The organism is Mesorhizobium sp. B2-8-3 (genome assembly GCF_006440815.1).
Taxonomy (GTDB): Bacteria; Pseudomonadota; Alphaproteobacteria; order Rhizobiales; family Rhizobiaceae; genus Mesorhizobium.
This window is the reverse complement of record NZ_VFTW01000015.1, coordinates 115,532-133,503: the sequence shown is the minus strand read 5'-3', so window position 1 is coordinate 133,503 and position 17,972 is coordinate 115,532. Positions and strand designations below refer to the sequence as shown.

The window sequence follows — 17,972 nt, the reverse complement described above, 5'->3', positions numbered from 1 at the left end:
CACCTATTTATTCGATTTTTCTACGTTCTCAAATCCCGCGAGGAGTTGCAGGTTTCTATAGCTGTTTGATCCTGGTGTCTTAGCCTTGTCAGCCGGCCTGACCGGATCTATGTGATCGATATGCGCTTCATTCCTTGGGGGAGTTACACCGCTCTGGCTTTTTTGGGCTATGACTAATTCTACTCCGCTCTTATCCGATCTTAGGACCCCACCGTTTATTCTCCGATTTTCCTCGTAAATTGTCATCCGTTGCTTGTTTGTTGGCTTCTTTCCGGGCGCGACATTAGGAGGATCTTCCAAATGCGTATAGGGTCTTCTTATCTCCGGTGCCTTGTCGGCGGAAACGGGAAGCTCTTCTACCTCAACAGGCGAAGCAGATGGAGGTTCACTATCGAAAACGGCTTTCGGCTTAGCAACAGCGGCACGCTCGCTGAGACGTGTTATGACGCTGCGGCCAATCGCGCCGAGCCCCTCGGCAAGAACATTGAGGCCGGCACCCCCAATCGCGCCGGTGAGTACGCCCTCGGGAATGCTTTCATCGGTGTTATAGGCATATACCCCGCCGTATGCGCCGCCGGTTGCGGCTCCCAGGGCTGTGCGCGTGCCAAAGCCGGCCAAGCCGCCGCCTTCCGCCGCCGCGCCGATTCCTGCTCGGCCCAGAAAACCAACAAGGCCCTGTGCGGCGCCGTAGCCGGTCAAGCCGGCGCCAAGGGCCTCGGCTGCCCAACCGGCGGAGCCGGCCCGATCCTCCGCATCCTCCGTCTCAGCTTGCTCGCGGGCCCGACGCTGCTCGTAGCTTTCGCCCGCCTGCGAAGGGGTCAGCTTCGCGACGAGACTGTCCGCGCCTCCAGCGGTCGCACCCTTGGCAACGGTTCGGCCGATATCACCGAATGCCACGCCGGCTTGCCGCAGCCACGACATGGTGCTGTATTGGGCTTGGGCGGGATGCTCCCCGACCCAGTCGAGCCCCTTTTTGAGTACCCCAACCTGCGCTTCCAGCAATTCCGGCGTGATGCTCGGATCCTGAGCGGCTCTGGCTCGCCACCGGGCTTCCGCCAGCAGCGCGATTTGCTTCGAAATTGCCCTGCGGGCGCCTGGGTCGCGAACAGCCAGGACAAGCGAGCTCAACTCGGCAAGACGCTCGTTGAATGGCTTGCTCGGGTCGATGTATTCCGCCGCCTGCCGGTCAGCGAAATCCCAAGGCAGCGGCAACCTTTTATTGAAACCCAACTGCTGCTGAGCTGCTCCAGCCCAGTTGACGGCAGCCTGAAATTCCTCAAGTGTCTTGACGTTGCTCCAATCCGGAGCGTCGCCGCGAAACAGTCGGCTGACGTAGGCGACGGGATCGGCGTCGCGGGCAGCCATGATCAGCTGGGCGGCGCCAGCCTTGATCCCGTAGCGCTCGTGCGCTTCCAGTGAACTGCCGGGCCTGGGCCTGGAGTGCAGGAGCTCGGCACGGATCGCCTGGTTCGACGCCGCGTGCATGTCGAAGTAGGCTTTGCCGATGCTGGTGTTGATCCTGAATTGTTTGAACCGTTCTGGACCTTCGTCGGCGCCGTAGACCTGGACGAAGTCCTGCGCGGTCGACTCTTCCTCGGGATATTTGCCGGTGGTGGCGATGACGGCCGGCGCACTCTGCTCGGCAAGCATGACCCGCGCATTCGCACCGATCATCTGGGCCGCGGTGGCGTTGTTGGCCTGAGTCCTCAGCGTGGCGATGTCGCTGGGTTTCAGATAGGTGATAGCATCGAGAGGTATGGTTGCCGGCCCATCCGTCGCATCAGGCTTGGACGACGCACTTTCGGCCAAGTTCGCGCTGTTTGCGGCAGTCGCACCGGATATCCCGGCGGCAGCCTGAGCCGCCGCACCGGCATTGCCGACAACGGACGCTGCGGCGCTCACCTGGCCTGAGGTCGCGCCGGCCTGCGCCGCGTCTAGCATCTCGGCGGCGCGCTTCGGATCCTGCGCGATCATCGCCTGGACAAGCGCCTTGGCGGCGTTGCTCTTCCAAGCCGCTTCCGCGACGTGCCGGGCAAGCGGGCTGCCGATATTGGCTATGAAATCGAGGCCGCGCTGCCTGATCGCTTCGAAGTTGGCCGTGTCCTTGGGATCGCTTTGCGCGATTGCGCTGGCGTACTCGTTTTCGGCCTGGCTCCACTCGCTCCACTCATAGCCGTCGCGGCGCTGATTTTGCTGGAGCGCCAGGCGTATTGCGCCCGCCTCCCGCAGCGCTTCCTTGCGGCTGGCAAGACCTGGGCGCAGTTCGGGTGGCGCCTGCTTCAGGAAATTGCCGAACAGCGTGTCGAACAGGCCGGTCTTCACCACCTGGCCGGTGTAAGGATCGACCTGGCCATACATGGCTTCGTGCAGGCCGGCGCCGTCGGCGGGCGCGTTGGCTACCGTCTCGGCCTCGGCCTGCGCGAGCTCGCCATTCAGCCGGCGCGCGGCGATCTCGGTGTCGAAGGCCTGCTGCTGCGCCTTGCGCTGCTCGTAACGCTCGGCGGCTGCCTGCCACCTGTCGCCGAACTGTTGCATCGCTTCGCCGACCGGCGAGGAATCCGGATATTGCACCGCATTGCCGGTGTCGAGCCGGCGCTCGCCGACAAAAAGAGGAATGATGTGGACCATCTCAGTAGAGCCCCGTGTAGCCGCCGATGATGGCCCTGCTCGCCCGAGGCGAGAGCGACGACCCGCCGAAGGTCACGGACTTGGCCGGGTCGTAGAGGCCGGACAGACCGTCGATGAGGCCATTGCCCGCCTTGAAGATCGAGGCCGTCATCGCCTGGCTGCCCTGGAAGCGCGAGATGGCGGCCTGGGTGTTGAGATTGTTCTGGCGCAGCCGTGAATTGTACAGAGTCGCATTGAGGTCGACCTGACCCTGCCGGGCATTCGCCGCCAGCACTTCGGTCGGTGAGCCGGCAATGCCGACTCCGGAAGCGCCCGCTTGGGCGCGCGCCTGGGCTTCGAGCAGGTCCTGCTTGCGGCGCTCCTGTCTCTGTTCGAAGGCGGCGCTTTGCGCATCGGCCTGCGCCTGCTGCTCGTAGGCCTTGGCCTGGTAGTTGGCCAATTGCTGCTGCTGGGCGCCCTGCATCAGGGCGCCGCCGACCGACACGGCCGTGCCTGCCAGTCCAAGAAGGGCCAATGTGCACATGGTTCAACCTCGCGGGGTCTTGGGTTTCCTGGTTGCGCCCACGACGGGCGCGCGCAGCGCCGGACGCGGGTCGAGCGCGCCGCCGGAGCTGACGATCGAAAGGAGCAGCCGGTCGGCCGCGAGGCCGGCCCGGCTGAGGCGCGCCGGCGGCGCTGCGCGCGGGCCGGCCATGGCGGCGCGGCGGGTGGCGGCAAGGCTCACTTTCAGGCGCGGCAGGCCGGCGGCGTCTAACAGGCCATTGGCGGTGGCGATGGCGCGCGACAGCGCATCGGCCTCGAACAGTTCCTCGCGCAATTCCTCGACCAGCCGGCGAACAGCACGCCAGCGGGTGCCGAGAAGTGCTGCCTTGCCTTCGATCTCCTCGGACAGCGCCTCGATGTCGGCGCGGGCCTCGGCCTCGGCGGCGGTGGCTCGGCGGCTGCCGGCGACGGCAATTGCTCGTTCCAGCGTCGCGATCGTGTCGTTGCAGCCATCGAGTGCCGCCCGTGCGGCGGCGAGGTCGCCGCCGAAAATGGCGCGGTCCTCCGCTTGCATCAGACCCTGGCGGCTGGCGATGGCTTGCGAAAGGTCGGTGTCGAGCAAGGCGATGACGGCGGCGAAATCCGCAGCCGTTCGCGCCCTGCCGAGAGCTTCGGCATGGGGTGTCATTGGGAGTTCCTTGGGTGGGAAATTGATGAGCGGGACGGCGGAGAGCCAATCTTCCCCTCGTGGGGAAGATCAGCTGTTTCTACGGCTCCGCGTCGAACACGGGCGTGAACGCCCGGATCGTGCAGGGCGTGGGGTTGATGTGGCGGATCCTTACCCTGCCCTGCCCTTCCCAGGAGTCGTCGATCGGCACCTCGACATTGCCGGTATAGAGCTTCGCCTTGCCGTCCGGCGCGACGATCGAGGGCATGCGCACGGCCTCCCAGCGGCCGCGCAGAAAGGACTGCACCTCAAGCCCCGTGGGGTCGGTCTCGAGCAATGACAGGATCAGCTTCGCCACCTTCTTGCGGCGGCCAACGAGCGAGCCGTCCTGGCCGCCGACGTCGAGCTCCAGCGTGTCGGCCTGCGATTGAAACGGAAGCCCGACCTGCCATTTGGCGGCGGTTGCGCTGCCAGGCAGCGTCACCTGGCCGGACGCGACGGTGATGCCGCGAAAGACCTTGCCGTCGGCCAGCACGCCGACTTTCTCGCCGTTGAGATGGCCGAGGCCGGAGACGACATTGACCGGCGCGCCGGAATAGGTCAGCCCGCAATCGACCTGGAAGGCGTCCTCCAGCGCGCCGTATTCGAAGGGCGGCTGCATCACCTCGATGTAGCGCTTGGTCGCGCCGCCGATGCTGCGCTTGACGATCAGCCAGATGTCGTCGACGCCGTTCTGTCCGGGCGTGACCACCGCGCTTTCGACGACCGCCCAACCGGACCCGGAAAATTCGCCGCCGAAGCGGTGGCGGTGCATGCCGCGCACCTCCTGGCTTGGTTGGTGGGTGTAGCCGCCGAGCTCGCCATTATCGAGCGGGAACCACAACATAGGGTCCGGGTCGGTCTGGAAGGCGAGCTCGACCACGCCCTGCTTGGCGATGTGCTCGGAAATCTGCCCGATGTCGTCGGAGGTGAAGCGGCCGGTCTGCGCCTGCGCCAGTTCGGCGATCGAGCGGCGCGAGCGCGTGACATAGAGGAAGGACTGGCCGGCATCGACCGGGCGGATGCGGGCGCAGCCAAAGGTGCGCGAGCGGCGGTTCTTGAAGGAGGACGGCGTCAGCGCCTCGTCTATGCCGGAGCCGGACAGCGCGCGGATGCCACCCGAAGTGCCGATCAGCAGCGCGCCGTCGGAATCGGCGATCCAGACGATGTCGTTGGCCTGGCCACCGCCGGCCTGGACGAATTCCAGCGCGTCGTCATCCTTCTCGCCGAGCGCGAAATTGTCGAAGTCGCCGGTGGCCGAGGCATAGACCGAGAAGCGCCGGCTGAAGGCCAGGCGCTCTTCGTAGAGCGAGCCCGATTCCACGTATTTTCCCGGTACGAACGTGCCGAGGCGCCAGCGGGTGATCGGCGTGAGGTTCGGCAGCGAATGTCCGTAGAGCCTGATTGTGACCACGGTGGTGCTGACGACGCTCGCGATCTTCGCCCAACGCCAGATGCCGTCGGAGCCCAGCAGCCGGATCGCGCGTCCGACATCGGTCGATTGGAAGCCGGCGCCGTCATTGATGCCGACGATCGACGATGCCGTGAGATTGAACGGCGTCATGCTGTCGCCGGCCTCGTGCCAGCCCATGTCGTTGATGGCGCTGTCGTTCTGGTTGCTGTCGTCCGAGGCTGACCAGTTCAGGCGGTAGGACTGGAACGCGATCTTGTTCGCGCACTCATAAAAGCGCCGCTCGCTTCGGCTCCACCCGGTTTCAGCCGCGCGCGTGTCGAGGACGATCCAGTTGGTGCCGTCGTAGCCCTCGAACGTCCACGAGACGGGCGTGTATTCCGGGTTCCCGGCAGACGCCACGATCCAATAGGCATCGCAGATCTTGGTGGCCGCGCCGGGAAAGTCATAGGCGATCCAGCCATTGCCGTGGTCCGGATCGTAGAACCGGCCCAAGGCATCGGTGAACGCCTGCCATTCGTCGCCATGAGCATAGGCGCCGGACACCGTGCCGCTCGGCGTGGTCAGGCCGGTCATGATCGGGTGGACGGCGCCGGTCTGGGCCGGCGTCATCGTCGTTCCGGTATCGTTGATGTCGTCGTAAGGCCCGTCCAGGAACTGGAAATCGCTCAGCGTCCAGGTGGTGTGCGCCTCGCGGGTCAGCACCTTGGGCGGATAGTCGCGATGGGTGATCCACATCTGGTCGGCCGACTGCACATAGGCGAGCTCGAAGAGATCGGCTTCCAGATAGGGCGAGGCGATCTCGACCGTGCCGACGCGCGCGCCATAGGCATAGACGCGGATGTACCGGTCGCCGAACTCCAGGCAGTAGGCCTGCTCGGAAGAGAAGATGAAGGGGATGCCGCGGGTCTTCTTCGCCGAGTTCTTCACCTCGTTGACGAAGTAGGTGCCGCCACGGGCGCGGATGCCGCCGTGCGGCAGGGTGACGAAGTTCTCGCATTTGGCGAGCGCTGCCCGGTAGAGGTCGAGCGAGGCGCGCGAATGGAGCCTGGGCGAGATCTCGCCACGGGTGAAAACATCCTGGACCGGATAGAGCGCCGTCATTTAGCGAAAGCTCCTCAAAGCATGTCTCCCGAAAGCGGGAACCGGTTTCGGGGCAAAGACATGCGTGAAATCAAAGACGGAAATCGCCGCGCTGGGTCGCCCAGGCGCCGGTATAGAGTCGGCCGCCGCGCTGGATGGCGTTCGCGCTGAAGGCCGCGTCGAGCGCGCGGTCATAGGCGGCGCGGGCGATGTCGATCATGCCGGCCTTGTGGGTCAGCGGATGCGCGATCTTGATCGCCAGGGCCGCCACCAGCACTTCGGTGAACAGCGCGTCCCAGTCGTTCGGGTCTGTCAGGTTGGCAAGGTAGCGGATGGTCAGCGGCCCGGCCTGGTCGGAATAGATCAGCCCCGCCTCCTGGCGCCAGGAGATTGGCTGGCCGTCCGGCTCGCCATTGGCGGTCGGCGGCAGCGGGCGGATGCAGTCGGCCGGCAATTCATAGGCATGGTTCAGCGTGTAATTGCCGCTGCCGGTGTCGGCGCCCGCGACCTGCGCCGAAAGGATGGCGAACACCCAGGCGTGCTTGGCAAGCTCCCCTTCGCGGGTGAGGTCGAAATGCAAGTTCAAGAGCCGCGCGGCCTTGACGTCCTGGTCGAGCGAGTCGATCGGCGCCTCGTCGAGAACGGCTAAGGCCATGTTGGCGATGTCGAGCGGGGTGATGGCCATGGGTCAGTGATCCGTGGTGGGTGGGTGAGAAAATGCTCGGTTCCTCGCCCCCGCGAATGCGGGGGAGAGGTGGCTCGGCGAAGCCGGGACGGAGAGGGGACGCCCTGTGATAGACCAGAACCGGCTGAAGACCTGGCCTCGCGCTTCGCGAAGGGCGTCCCCCTCTCCGGCCGCTACGCGGCCACCTCTCCCCCACTTTCGTGGGAGCGAGGAAACCTGCGCCCTTACGCTTCGGTCGTCTTCAGCGCGATGAAGCTCATGTTCTTCACGCTTGAAGCCGTGCGGTCCCAGTTGGCGGCCAGCGCGAGCTCGGCGTCGGTGGCGAACTCGCCGGCGCTGGAGGCATCGAGGAACCTCGTGCCGGGAACATGGGCCACGAAATGCCGGCGGCCGACCATTTCGGTGACGCCGCCGCCATGGCCCTGGCGCGGCTTTCGGTCGAACTCCAGCGGGCCGCCTTCGGAGTTGACCGGCAGCTCGTTCCACAGGATGGCCTTGTCCTTGAACATGAAGGCCGTGTAGACGCCGGCGGCGACCGGGATGTCGTCGTCGACCACGCAGCGCAGCCCCATGTAATAGGGGATCAACGGTCCGCCCTGTTCCGAGGACGGCACATAGTCGATGAGGTCGGCAAGCTTGAGGGCCTTCATCTGCTTGGAATGCATCCAGATGGTGCGGAACTTGTCCGCGCGATCACCCATCAGGTATGCCGCCTCGATGATGTCGGTGTCGACGATCGAGGCGCCGGTGGTGCGCACCAGGTCGCCGCCGTCATTGGCGACGTTGTCGGCGAGCACGCCCTTGAGGATGCCGAGCAGGGTCAGCTTGTTGGCGCGCTGCCAGTACTCGGTCTGGCGGCGCACGATCAGTTTTTGCGGATCGTCGCCGGCAAGGATCGCGGTCAGATCCGGAACGCCCCAGGCCTGGGCGCGCACGTTGCGGGGGGCGACCTCGCGGCGCGAGCCGATCTTCTTCATCTCGATGGAATCGGCCGGATCGTCGTTGACCGGTTCGGACGGATCGTTGCCGAGATCCTTCCATCCGGGCATGTCGACGGAGCGGCCGCCCATCGACAGCTTTGACGAAATCGCCGGATCGGAAAACAGGATGCCGGCCTGGTAGATCTCGAGAGACTGGACATGCTCCTCGAACGAGTACTGGGCATAGACGGACGGAACGATCGCGTCCGCGATGCGGGTATAGGCGTCTGCCATTTGGTCTTTCCTTTGAGGTTGGTGAGGTCAGGCTGGCGGCTAGAGCGGGTTGTTGGGCATCCAGAGATCCGGATTTTCGCCGGCATCCCGGGCGAGCCGCCGGGCACGTTGAGGGTCGCTTTTGACAAGGGCGGAGATAGCCGAGATGTTGCGCTCGCCGACGGCGTTGCGCCGGAAGGGATTTTGGCCCCGCGGCGCTCCATCGGCGTCGATCGTATCTTCGCGGAACATCGCCTCGCCGATTGCATGGAAGGCGCGGGCGATCTGCGGATCGGTCAGCGCGCCGTCGGGCAGAAGGATGCCCTTCTGCTTGTAGGCGTCGACCAGGCCGAGCTTCTTCATCGCCCGGTTGGCGACCTCGAGCTTCTGGCGAAAGCCGTCGCTGTCGGTCGGCCCCCAGTCGCGCACCAGCTCGTCATGCGTGGCTTCGACCGAGCGTGAAAGGGCCGCCTGCTGCTGCGCAGCCTGCTCGGCCATGTAGCCGACGAAGCGGTCGTGATAGGCCTGCGCGATCTTCGGGCTGGCGCCCGCTTCGACCGCCCAGGCCTTCGAGGCGTTGGCGAGCTCGTTCGAATAGGCGAAGTTCTCCGGCAGGTTTTCGGGCCGCCGGTATTCGACCTTCTCGGCCGAGGTCAGCGGACGCATGGCTTCCGGCAGTCTGGAGTGGAACCTGTCCCACTCCTCCTTCGGCGCGTCCTTTGACGGAACCCGCAGGCTTTCGCCCTGCTGGCGCTCCAGTTCCGCGTAGGATGTGAAAACCCGATCGAGGTTTTCGACCTTGGTCCAGCCCTTGGCTTCAGCGAGCTTGCGGTTGCCTTCGGAAAGACCGTCAAACCAACTTCTGCCGGCCGCCGGGGCGGACCCGTTGTCCCCGGAAGCCGGAGGCGTCGCCAGGTTGCCCGCCGGCCGCGAAGCCACGGACCCGGCCTCTGCCAGTTCTGTCATGAGATGTTCCTTTCTTCTCCTTCTCCCCCTGTGGGAGAAGGTGGATCGGCGCGCAGCGCCGAGACGGATGAGGGGTGTTGGAAGGAATGAGAGGTTGGTGATTTGGATCGAAGTGTGCGCCAAGCTGGAGCACCCCTCATCCGACCGAGCTTCGCTCGGCCACCTTCTCCCACAAGGGGAGAAGGAAGAGCGTCAACGCCTACGCATTATCCCCCCAGTTCTCCCACAGCAGCGTGATCGTTCCCGTCACCGCAAGCATGCCGTCGGCGTCGATATCGGTGCCGGTGGCAAACGCCAGATTGAGATAGAGGTCGACCGGCGTAGCGGTGCCGTCGAGCGTCGAGGCGGCGGCGATGTCGGCGGTGGAGGCCGAGGAGAGCGCAGCGCCCGCGCCGTCCAGCGTGCGAGCGGTGGAGGCCAGCACATTGACCATAGTGCCGGCAAGCGTGGCGCTGGAGGCAGCCGCCGAGCCCAGCGACCAGGTGAGCGCGGCGTTGTCGTTTATGGTGGATGCGCGAGCGGTCAGCACGGCAAACTGCAGCCTTGCCGTGCCGCCCTTGATGCGCACCTTGCCGTCGGAAAAGTCGAATATCTTCTGCGAGGCATAGGCCAGCGCATCGGTGACCGGCACCTGCATGCCGGTGAAGGTAAAGACGGTGCGGTAAGCGCCGCCCTGCCCGCTGGTCACAGCCTTGAGGCCGAGCTTGGGCGGAGCAAGCCCCGCCTCGCGGGCAGCGGCGCGGGCAAGGGTCCGGGGAAGTCCTCGGGTCATGTCGTTTCTCCATTCTTGGGGAATTCTTGGGGTTAACGCGTGGCCGGCGCAGTGGGCGGAAAGCCAAGTGCCTGGCTTTCCAAACAACGAGCACCCGCAGCGGCAGCGAAGGACCTGGCGCCGATCGGCATGGTGCAGCCAGCTTATGGACGCCACCAAGGGCATCTTCGCCGGCTGATTCCGCCAGCGGCGCTAAACCATTGTTCGCGTGGTCTTTCCGGTTTGGAAACCATGGCGTTCAACCGCCGCGAAACCGTGATTCACTTCGTGAGCGGGCTCCGCCGCCGTTCCGCCGCAATGCGACCGCAGTTCAGCTCCGTTCGCCCCGTCGTCAGTCCCTGGGGCTTCAGAGGAGTTCTAGTGATGATCATCAAGAAGGCTATTCTGGCGGTGCTGATGACTGCGGCACTTGCCGGCTGCGAGACGCAGACCGAAGGCCAGCAGCGGGCCACCACCGGCGCATTGCTGGGCGGCGCCGGCGGCGCGCTGGTCGGCCAGGCGATCGGCGGCAACACCAAGAGCACCGTGATCGGTGCCGCGAGCGGTGCGCTGCTTGGCGCCGTGGTCGGCTCAGCGACTACGCCGCAGCGCCGCGGCGACCAGCTCTGCCGCTACCAGGACCGCTACGGCCGCATCTACACCGCGCCCTGCGACGACCGGTATTACAACGGCAATTATTGAGGGCGTCGGCGCTCCCTTCTCCCCGTTCCACGGGGAGAAGGTGCCCGCAGGGCGGATGAGGGACAGCGCCAAGGTCTCATCGAGGAATTTGGGGCGGCCGGCCAGCATTTCCCAATTGGCGGAAGTTGCATCGACATTGACCGGTATCAATTTCGCTACCGATTTCCTACCGCAAACTCCAATTCTCAGCAATCTTCGATTGCATATTTACAGCTCTGAAGTTTTTGGTTGCGCCAGACAATAGACTTCTGTTCGATTTTGCAGTAGATTTTCGATAGGTAGTGGCCCCCCAAATTACCTGATTTGTTGGAGTAAAATCTGGCCGCGGGTCGGGAGCCACTGCCGCCCCTTCACTCCACGTCTACTCGCATAGATTGATCCGTGGCCACCTTGCCCGCATTGTCGTTCCCGTTTGCCGCATCATGTCGCGCAGCGGGCAATGGGCGCGCCAAGTATTCTTCACACCGAGAGATTATGAACTCTATCGAGATCTGCCGGTCGAGCATTGCCGCGCCGCCGACGTCAGCACCTGGGCATGACGCTTCGCGCCCAACCATGTGCATTTGATCCTGACGGGGCCCATCCCGACGACCGCGCTCGTCAAGGTGCATCGCATGCATAACGAAATGAAGTAAACGTACGCATCCGGCTGGACATCCCTATAAAACCCGATACAATCATAACGAAAAGTGCACTTACTCTGCAATCATAGGATGTGCCATTGCGCTTGCTCACCCTCGCCGCAATGGCGACGCTTGCGTTGCAATCCAGCGTAGCGCGGTCGGACGCCCTGGATCAGCCGGAAGCTCTGTTCAAAAGCTGCCCTAAGGGCGTGCTTTTTAAGGCGGACGAGTCAGGTGTTGTCGTGACCGTAATCAGACAAGGCTCCGGCAAGGCATGCTTCTCGGATGACTGCGGCCAGTTGCCGGCGGCAACGGCGGCAGAGATAGTCACGAAAGATGGCGAGCATGGGTTTATCGCCGGCCCAATGCTTTCTTATATGTTCGCGGTGGAGCCGAAGATCGTAAAAGACTTCAAATGGCGGCCCGCCGAAACCGCGTCCCAACGTTCTACACCATCCGCGCGGATGACGGCAGCGACGTGGACTTCACCCTTCAAGATATTGGATGTGCCCGCTAGCGCGGCCCCCTAGGAGGTAACAATTGCGCTTGCTCATTCTCGCCGCGATGGCGCTGCTTGCATTGCCAGGCGTGGCCCGACCGAACGACACGGATCAGCCGGAAGCTCTGTCGAAAAGCTGCCCAAAGGGCGTGCTCTTCAAGGAGATCAAGTCAGGGATTGTCGTAACCGTTATCCGACAGGGTCAAGGCAAGGCCGTCTTCACGCAGGATAAGCATCGCTTGCAGGCCGCCACTGCCGTGGAAATTCTGACGAAAGAAGGCGAGCGTGGCTTCATCTACGGTCCGATGCGTTCCTATATGTTCGCGGTGGACCCGGATGTCGTCAAGGATTTCGAATGGCGACCAGCTGAGACCGAATATCAAGCGTTCTATACCCTTCGGGACGATGACGGGAACGAAGCGCTACTAAATTTCGTCGATATCGGGTGCGCCCCTTAGCTGACGAGAACGAATAGTCGTGTTGAGCGAATACAGCCAATTTCAGATCAGCCTTTAATAGGAGCGCACCTATATTGATCTGCTCATGGCTCAGTTGGGTAATAATCGGCTGGCAGTTCAATGCTAAAATTGCCGGGTCGATATCCGTCCAGGTCGGGAGGCGTTCCATGTAAGTGCAGGCCGCGTTTTATGTTAAATTTTCGCAGCCACTTAAGGGCTGAGGGCGTATCGCCAAAGCGAAAGTGCATTGCCACCGTAATTGCGACGCCTGCGGCTGATAAATCAGCTTGGTGAGGACATCGGAAGCCTCAACGCCGCCTACTTCTCCGCTCGCGCCGCTTTACGCAAATCCCCGATAGTCCGATTCCAAAAGCGTACCAATTCAAAGTGCTCTTGCCTGGTCACCCAGATTTTATTCTCCGGGCTGATTGGATCACCACCAACGATAATGGGTGTAATCTCAAACAGCTCCATGCCCTTTCTGCGCGAATATTCCCTTTTGTCGCTCATTTTCATTCCGCCAGTCGAGAAAATAAGTCAGCTATGTTACGCGCCGTTTTCAAAGCTAACTTTCTGTTCATACCTACGAACGGAACGCGCACGATTGGCATATTTGGATCTTGAGTATCAAACCCATATGCTTCACCTCCTCCGTTAGACGCGAACAAGAGAATACCTGGTGCATATTTTTCTACCTCATATTCTCGGTTGAAGTCGGCCAATTCCTCAGCCTTAAAGAAAATAATGTAGTTATCATGGACAAAACCTTCGCCCCCATTATGCTCTTTGAGGAAGTCGGTATAGTCCCTCGGTAACTCGAATCCGAAGTGTGCAGACAGTCCATCGACGACCGCGGATTCGGCCGGCGCGTCTAACTGCCCCTCGGTTAAGATATATCTCACTACTATCCTCCCAAGTGCTCAAGTAACTGATTCCACGATGACCTAGCTTGTTACCCGATGGACATCGCGAGGCAGGACGATCTTGTTGGCCGGGTCAATCGGCAATTGCAATGGCAGTGCACTTCCATTCCACTCGTCGACCAGCCCTTAGAACCAAGACGGCCAACATCGCTCAATCACCTTTGAGCTCTGGCAAAATCCTCTCGTCAAGGAATTTGAGGCGACCAGCCAGCATTTCCGCGTTGGCGGGACTTGCATCGACGTTGACTGGTATTAATTTTGCCACCGACTTTCCTTGCCGCGCCGCCTCGACCCATTCCTCGAGGGCACCAATGTAGCCATCAAGAGCTTCGAAAGGCGTGGCGGCGTCATCAGCAGGGATATATGTCGGCGGCACATCGCCAACGATCACCCAAATCCATCGGTTCACCTCGGGTCGCCCAGGCTCTATTTCAAAAAGAAAGACGTAGATTATTCCTTCGGCTCCATATCCAAAATATTCGCCCTTGATGGATAGGACCCAGTTATAAAACTTGAGATATTGACGGGCTTCGACCAGGGCGGAATCGAGGTCATCGTCTCCGGTGCTGACATCAGCAGGAGGCAAGCGCGTGACGCTGCTGAAATCTGGCTCTGGAACGTTGTCCATTGGCTAAAAGGATCGATTCGAGCGGTCCGAGTGCCGTCAGCTTGCAGGCTGGCTTTGCCGGCGGCGGCGGCCGCGAAGGAAATCCACAATCAGCCAGATCAACTGAGCAACAACGTAGAGTGGACTGCGAGACCAATCCGGCGCCCCGGTGTGCGAGTAGCCATATGCGGCGGCGACAACGGCGAGCGCGCCGCAAATGACATGCACCACCAACAGGCGCGGCACGCCGCCGTTCCAGCGCTTTGTGATCCAGAGCAACAAGCGGCTCAGCAAAAACGTCGGAACCAGAGCCCCGAGCAGCATCGCGGCAGAACCTGCACCCATATAGTCCCCCTTTGTACGTATAGTAAGTTCGAATCCAGACCGCCGGTTCACCAGACACTACCAAAGACGAGAATGACCGTTGGCCCCTTACATTCCATGCCTTGCAATCTATAATTGCATTATAGATATATACAACTTTTCAGTTGCAAGCAAGCTGGCCGCGTTGAAAAAGGAGGCAGCCCTGGATTTCTCATCACCCGCCCCGAACCGCGGCCGGTTGCGCAGGATTGGGTTGAGCTGCAGGGTCGAATTCAGCTTTCTCGAAGTCACCCACCTTTGACGTTTATGCGCGTCCCCGGGGGCAAGCCCCTCACCTTCGCGATGAGCTGAGCCGTGATATGCCAATAAACCTCCAGGTCCGTCAGTTCTAGATTTTCACGATCGTCTTTGCCGCCCAGGAAGAGCGGGACGTTATAGCCGATGCATTGGTTATAGGCAGGTTCGGCGCCGCCGTTGGCGCGCCATGTCGCATAAAAATTCAAAGCCAGCGCGGCATCCTGATACTCATCCAATTCGGTTTCATGAAAAGTCCGGACATTGGCCGGTATCTGAAGCGCTTCACCGGTCCCTGGTTCGAACATCACCACACCAGGCTCGCCTTCCTCGGTTCGTTTGGTGTCAATGGCGAATGTCCTGCCCAACCAATCGTATCCAAAACAGGTAATGCGCCCGGCAAATGCGGGGAAGCCCAAGATTATTCTGTTGCTCCACGCGGCCAAATCCTGGGCACGGACGATCCGGTAAAGGCCGTGGTTGAACGACACGCCACCGAAACTGGAAAGCAGTTCATTCAGGCTTGGCACGCCAGTGTCGATGTTCACGGAGTCAGGTCTGCGGCCTGCGTCTGGAGAAAAGCTTTGCCGAAACTTTGGAAACATCATCGATCTCCGATCGTTACCTTGCCAATTCTCGTCCCGTGAGGCAGATGCTTTATCTGATGGTATATCTGGGGACCCAAGCTACGGTTCACGCTTGAATCCAGCGGAGCCATGTTATGCGTCGCCTCGGCACCTCCCAATTGCAAATCGTGTACATGATCCACGTCATGGCCGATAGGCACTTCGTTTCCTTCGGCTTTGTACCTGACACTGGCTGACGTCGTCGCGCGAGTCGACGGAGTTACTATCTTCTCAACCGCGTTTAGAGCCGCGACTTTCAGGTCTGCCGCAAGTCGTTGCGCGTCCGTCCAATGCGGCATGTAAAACAGGTGTAACCCGGGACCATCGGAGGCGTTGGTTGCGCCTTCAGGACCAAGGGGGGCCTCGCCAGCGTCCCTTGGGAGGGTGGAATTTTCATTCGCCTTAGGGTCAGCCCGATAGGACGATGCGTCTGTTTCAACATCCGTGCCGAAAGAGGATTTTGCATCGATGGGCCGCCCGGCAATTTTGGCCACCACCTTTCGGCCAATCGCGCCAAGCCCTTCGGCAAGAGCATTCCCGCCCGCGCCCAAGAGCGCGCCGGAGCCCATTTCGCGCACGATATCCCGGCCGTTGAGCGCGGCATCCACGCCACCGAACATGGCGCCGTCGGCAGCCGCAGTAGTGCTTCTTGCCAAGAAACCAGGCAGCCCCTCAAGGGCTTCGGCTCCCAGCTTGCCCGTGAAGGTAAGGCCGGCGCTCTGAAAGCCGTGGCCGGAAGCGAAGGCACCGAGCAGATTTGCGGCTATCCCGGCTGAGCCGGCACGGTCGTTGGCGTCTTCGGTTTCAGCTTGTTCGGCTGCCAGCAGCTCGTCGTAGCTCTTGTCGGAGAAGAGCGAGTTCATGCCGGCGGAGAACTTGTCAGCCTGACCGAAAGTCGCGCCGTTGGCCATGAGCCTGACGGTGTCGTTCGCAGCTGCAAGCGGCTTTTGCCACCATGAGCCGGCGTCGAACCGTACCCGAGCGGGGTGCTCGGCCATCTGGAGCAAATTAACCTGGAGAGCTTTTTCCTGGGCTTCCAGCTCCGCGGGGGAAATCTTTGGATTGTCCGCCGCGTTCTGCCGGATGCGAGCCAAGGCAGATTGGAAGACCTGTCCGGCAAAGGTGAAGCGCGCCTCGGGGTTGCGTATTGCCTTTAGAGTCTCGCTCAGTTCGATGGTGCGCTGCTGCAATGGCACGCTCTCATCGACATATCTTGCGCCAAGGCTGTCTGAGAAATTCTGCGGGACGGCCAAGGTCCTGCTGAAACCGAGCCGCTTCTGGGCAGCCCAGACCCAGTTGATGGCGGCCTGAAATTCTTGCGGCGTCTTGACCTTGCTCCAGTCCGGAGCATCACCGGGAAACAGATTGCCGACATAAGCGACAGGATCGGCGTTGCGGGCCGCGATAATCAGTTGGGCGGCACCAGCCTTTACTTCGTAGCGTTCACTCACTTCCAATGAACTGCCGGGTCCAGGCCGCGAGTGCAGGAGCTCGGCATGGATCGCCTGGTTCGACGCCGCATGCATGTCGGAATAGGCCTTGGCGGCGCTGGTGGTAATGCGGAAATGCTCGAAACGGTTTGAGCCCTCGTCGGCGCCGTAGACGTTGACGAAGTCCTGCGCGGTCGGCTTTTCCCCCTCAGGATATTTGCCCGTGACAGCGATAACCGCCGGCGCGTTCTGCTCGGCGAGCATCACTCGCGCATTCGCGCCGATCATCTGGGCCGCGGTGGCGTTGTTGGCCTGGGCTTTCAGCGCGGCGAGGTCGCCGGATTTCAGATAAGTGATGGCATCGAGCGGAATAGCTGTGTCGCTATCCGGCGACTGGCGTTCGCCGAACGCCTGCGCCACCATCTCGTCCGGCGTTTTTTGGCCTTTTACCGTCGCTTCCTTGCCCTGCGCTCCGGCACCAAGCTGCGAGGGCACAGTCTCGCCCATGCCGTCGCTTGCCACCGGGCCGGCGCTGAGCATCTCGGCGGCGCGGCGCGGATCCTGCGCGATCAGCGCCTGCATCCGCGCCTTCGCCGTGCTGGCGCGCCAGGCGGCTTCGGCCTGCAACCTGATCTGCGGGTCGAGGTCCATCTTGGCGAGGAGGTCGAGGCCGGCCTGCCGGGAGGCGTCGAAGGCGGCGTTGTCGTTCGGGTCGCTTCGCGCGATGTTGTCGAGCTCGGCGGTATGGACCTCCGCGACCTGGTCCTGCTCATATTGCTTGCGGCGCTGATTTTGCTGGAGCGCCAGGCGTATTGCGCCCGCCTCTCGCAGCGCTTCCTTGCGGCTGGCGAGACCGGGGCGCAGTTCTGGCGGCGCCTGCTTCAGGAAATTGCCGAACAGCGTGTCGAACTGGCCGGTCTTCACCACCTGGCCGGTGTACGGATCGACCTGGCCATACATGGTTTCGTGCAGGCCGGCGCCGTCGGCTGGGGAATTGGCCATGGCGTCGGCCTCGGCCCGGGCGAGCTCGCCGTTCAACCGGCGCGCGGCGATCTCGGTGTCGAAGGCCTGCTGCTGCGCCTTGCGCTGCTCGTAACGCTCGGCGGCTGCCTGCCACCTGTCGCCGAATTGCTGGACCGCCTCGCCGACCGGCGAGGAATCCGGATATTGCACCGCATTGCCGGTGTCGAGCCGGCGCTCGCCGAGGAACAGGGGGATGATGTGGACCATTTGGCTGTTTCCTGGCCGGGCGGTTTTGGGGAGCGCGCAGCGACGGGCTGCCAAGGTGGCGGCCGGTTCGGTGGTGCGAGTGGCGGGTTCTGGTCGAGGCGCGGATGGTGAAAGGAGCGAGGATGCTCGTCAGGGCGCGACGCGCGCGACAGCTGATCTCCCCCCTTGTGGGGGAGATGTCCGGCAGGGCAGAGGGGGGCGCCGTAGAGTATCTACCTCGAGCGAGTCCGTATTGGATTCAACCAAGAATTCCGGCCAACGATATTGAGAAAACGCGGCAAGGCCGGCGGGACAGCGCCCCCCTCTGCCCTGCCGGGCATCTCCCCCACAAGGGACGAGATTGGCAGTTT

The 17,972-nt window shown here is 62.3% G+C and carries 17 protein-coding genes; 3 read left to right on the top strand and 14 right to left on the bottom strand.

Annotation, left to right across the window (positions count from 1 at the left end; genetic code table 11):
• Positions 1 to 3: 3 nt before the first annotated feature.
• From FJ418_RS32025 to FJ418_RS21185, 8 genes are all read right to left on the bottom strand, one after another.
• Entirely contained in the window at positions 4 to 2,628 is a 2,625-nt protein-coding gene (locus FJ418_RS32025; protein ID WP_181167024.1) for a hypothetical protein, read from the bottom strand.
• A gap of 1 nt (position 2,629) precedes the next feature.
• Positions 2,630 to 3,151, bottom strand: coding sequence for a hypothetical protein (locus FJ418_RS21215; RefSeq protein ID WP_140868918.1), 522 nt, complete (start codon positions 3,149 to 3,151; stop codon positions 2,630 to 2,632).
• Positions 3,152 to 3,154: 3 nt separating this feature from the next.
• Positions 3,155 to 3,799: a hypothetical protein gene (locus tag FJ418_RS21210; RefSeq protein WP_140868916.1), complete on the bottom strand. Its 645-nt coding sequence runs from the start codon at positions 3,797 to 3,799 to the stop codon at positions 3,155 to 3,157.
• A gap of 79 nt (positions 3,800 to 3,878) precedes the next feature.
• Positions 3,879 to 6,332, bottom strand: coding sequence for a hypothetical protein (locus tag FJ418_RS21205; protein WP_140868913.1), 2,454 nt, complete (start codon positions 6,330 to 6,332; stop codon positions 3,879 to 3,881).
• 70 nt (positions 6,333 to 6,402) lie between these two features.
• Complete coding sequence (locus FJ418_RS21200; RefSeq protein WP_140868911.1) at positions 6,403 to 6,996, bottom strand: hypothetical protein; 594 nt, start codon at positions 6,994 to 6,996, stop codon at positions 6,403 to 6,405.
• Between the two features lie 224 nt (positions 6,997 to 7,220).
• Positions 7,221 to 8,210, bottom strand: a complete 990-nt coding sequence (locus FJ418_RS21195; protein ID WP_140868908.1) for a Coat protein — start codon at positions 8,208 to 8,210, stop codon at positions 7,221 to 7,223.
• A 39-nt stretch (positions 8,211 to 8,249) separates the two neighbouring features.
• The gene (locus FJ418_RS21190) at positions 8,250 to 9,155 is read right to left on the bottom strand and encodes a hypothetical protein (protein ID WP_140868906.1); all 906 of its coding nucleotides are present in this window, start codon (positions 9,153 to 9,155) and stop codon (positions 8,250 to 8,252) included.
• Positions 9,156 to 9,354: 199 nt separating this feature from the next.
• Positions 9,355 to 9,927, bottom strand: coding sequence for a hypothetical protein (locus tag FJ418_RS21185; protein WP_140868904.1), 573 nt, complete (start codon positions 9,925 to 9,927; stop codon positions 9,355 to 9,357).
• A gap of 363 nt (positions 9,928 to 10,290) precedes the next feature.
• On the opposite strand from FJ418_RS21185, the gene FJ418_RS21180 reads away from it, so the two are divergent.
• The 3 genes from FJ418_RS21180 (at position 10,291) to FJ418_RS21165 (ending at position 12,188) form a co-directional block, all read left to right on the top strand.
• Positions 10,291 to 10,608, top strand: a complete 318-nt coding sequence (locus FJ418_RS21180; protein WP_040980804.1) for a YMGG-like glycine zipper-containing protein — start codon at positions 10,291 to 10,293, stop codon at positions 10,606 to 10,608.
• Between the two features lie 721 nt (positions 10,609 to 11,329).
• Positions 11,330 to 11,761, top strand: a complete 432-nt coding sequence (locus FJ418_RS21170; RefSeq protein ID WP_140855321.1) for a hypothetical protein — start codon at positions 11,330 to 11,332, stop codon at positions 11,759 to 11,761.
• Positions 11,762 to 11,771: 10 nt separating this feature from the next.
• Positions 11,772 to 12,188 (top strand): hypothetical protein, encoded by a 417-nt coding sequence (locus tag FJ418_RS21165; RefSeq protein ID WP_140868899.1) that lies wholly within the window; start codon positions 11,772 to 11,774, stop codon positions 12,186 to 12,188.
• A gap of 318 nt (positions 12,189 to 12,506) precedes the next feature.
• Here FJ418_RS21165 and FJ418_RS21160 read toward each other — a convergent pair whose 3' ends face one another.
• From FJ418_RS21160 to FJ418_RS32020, 6 genes are all read right to left on the bottom strand, one after another.
• Entirely contained in the window at positions 12,507 to 12,698 is a 192-nt protein-coding gene (locus tag FJ418_RS21160; protein ID WP_140659357.1) for a hypothetical protein, read from the bottom strand.
• A 2-nt stretch (positions 12,699 to 12,700) separates the two neighbouring features.
• Positions 12,701 to 13,090, bottom strand: a complete 390-nt coding sequence (locus FJ418_RS21155; RefSeq protein ID WP_140659358.1) for an SMI1/KNR4 family protein — start codon at positions 13,088 to 13,090, stop codon at positions 12,701 to 12,703.
• Positions 13,091 to 13,262: 172 nt separating this feature from the next.
• The gene (locus FJ418_RS21150; RefSeq protein WP_140659359.1) at positions 13,263 to 13,739 is read right to left on the bottom strand and encodes a hypothetical protein; all 477 of its coding nucleotides are present in this window, start codon (positions 13,737 to 13,739) and stop codon (positions 13,263 to 13,265) included.
• A gap of 36 nt (positions 13,740 to 13,775) precedes the next feature.
• Positions 13,776 to 14,063 carry a hypothetical protein gene (locus FJ418_RS21145; RefSeq protein WP_140659360.1) on the bottom strand — a complete coding sequence of 96 codons (288 nt, stop codon included), beginning with the start codon at positions 14,061 to 14,063 and terminating at the stop codon, positions 13,776 to 13,778.
• A 266-nt stretch (positions 14,064 to 14,329) separates the two neighbouring features.
• Positions 14,330 to 14,884 carry a T6SS immunity protein Tdi1 domain-containing protein gene (locus FJ418_RS21140; RefSeq protein ID WP_246683146.1) on the bottom strand — a complete coding sequence of 185 codons (555 nt, stop codon included), beginning with the start codon at positions 14,882 to 14,884 and terminating at the stop codon, positions 14,330 to 14,332.
• Positions 14,885 to 14,940: 56 nt separating this feature from the next.
• Entirely contained in the window at positions 14,941 to 17,622 is a 2,682-nt protein-coding gene (locus FJ418_RS32020; protein WP_181167022.1) for a hypothetical protein, read from the bottom strand.
• Positions 17,623 to 17,972 lie beyond the last annotated feature (350 nt).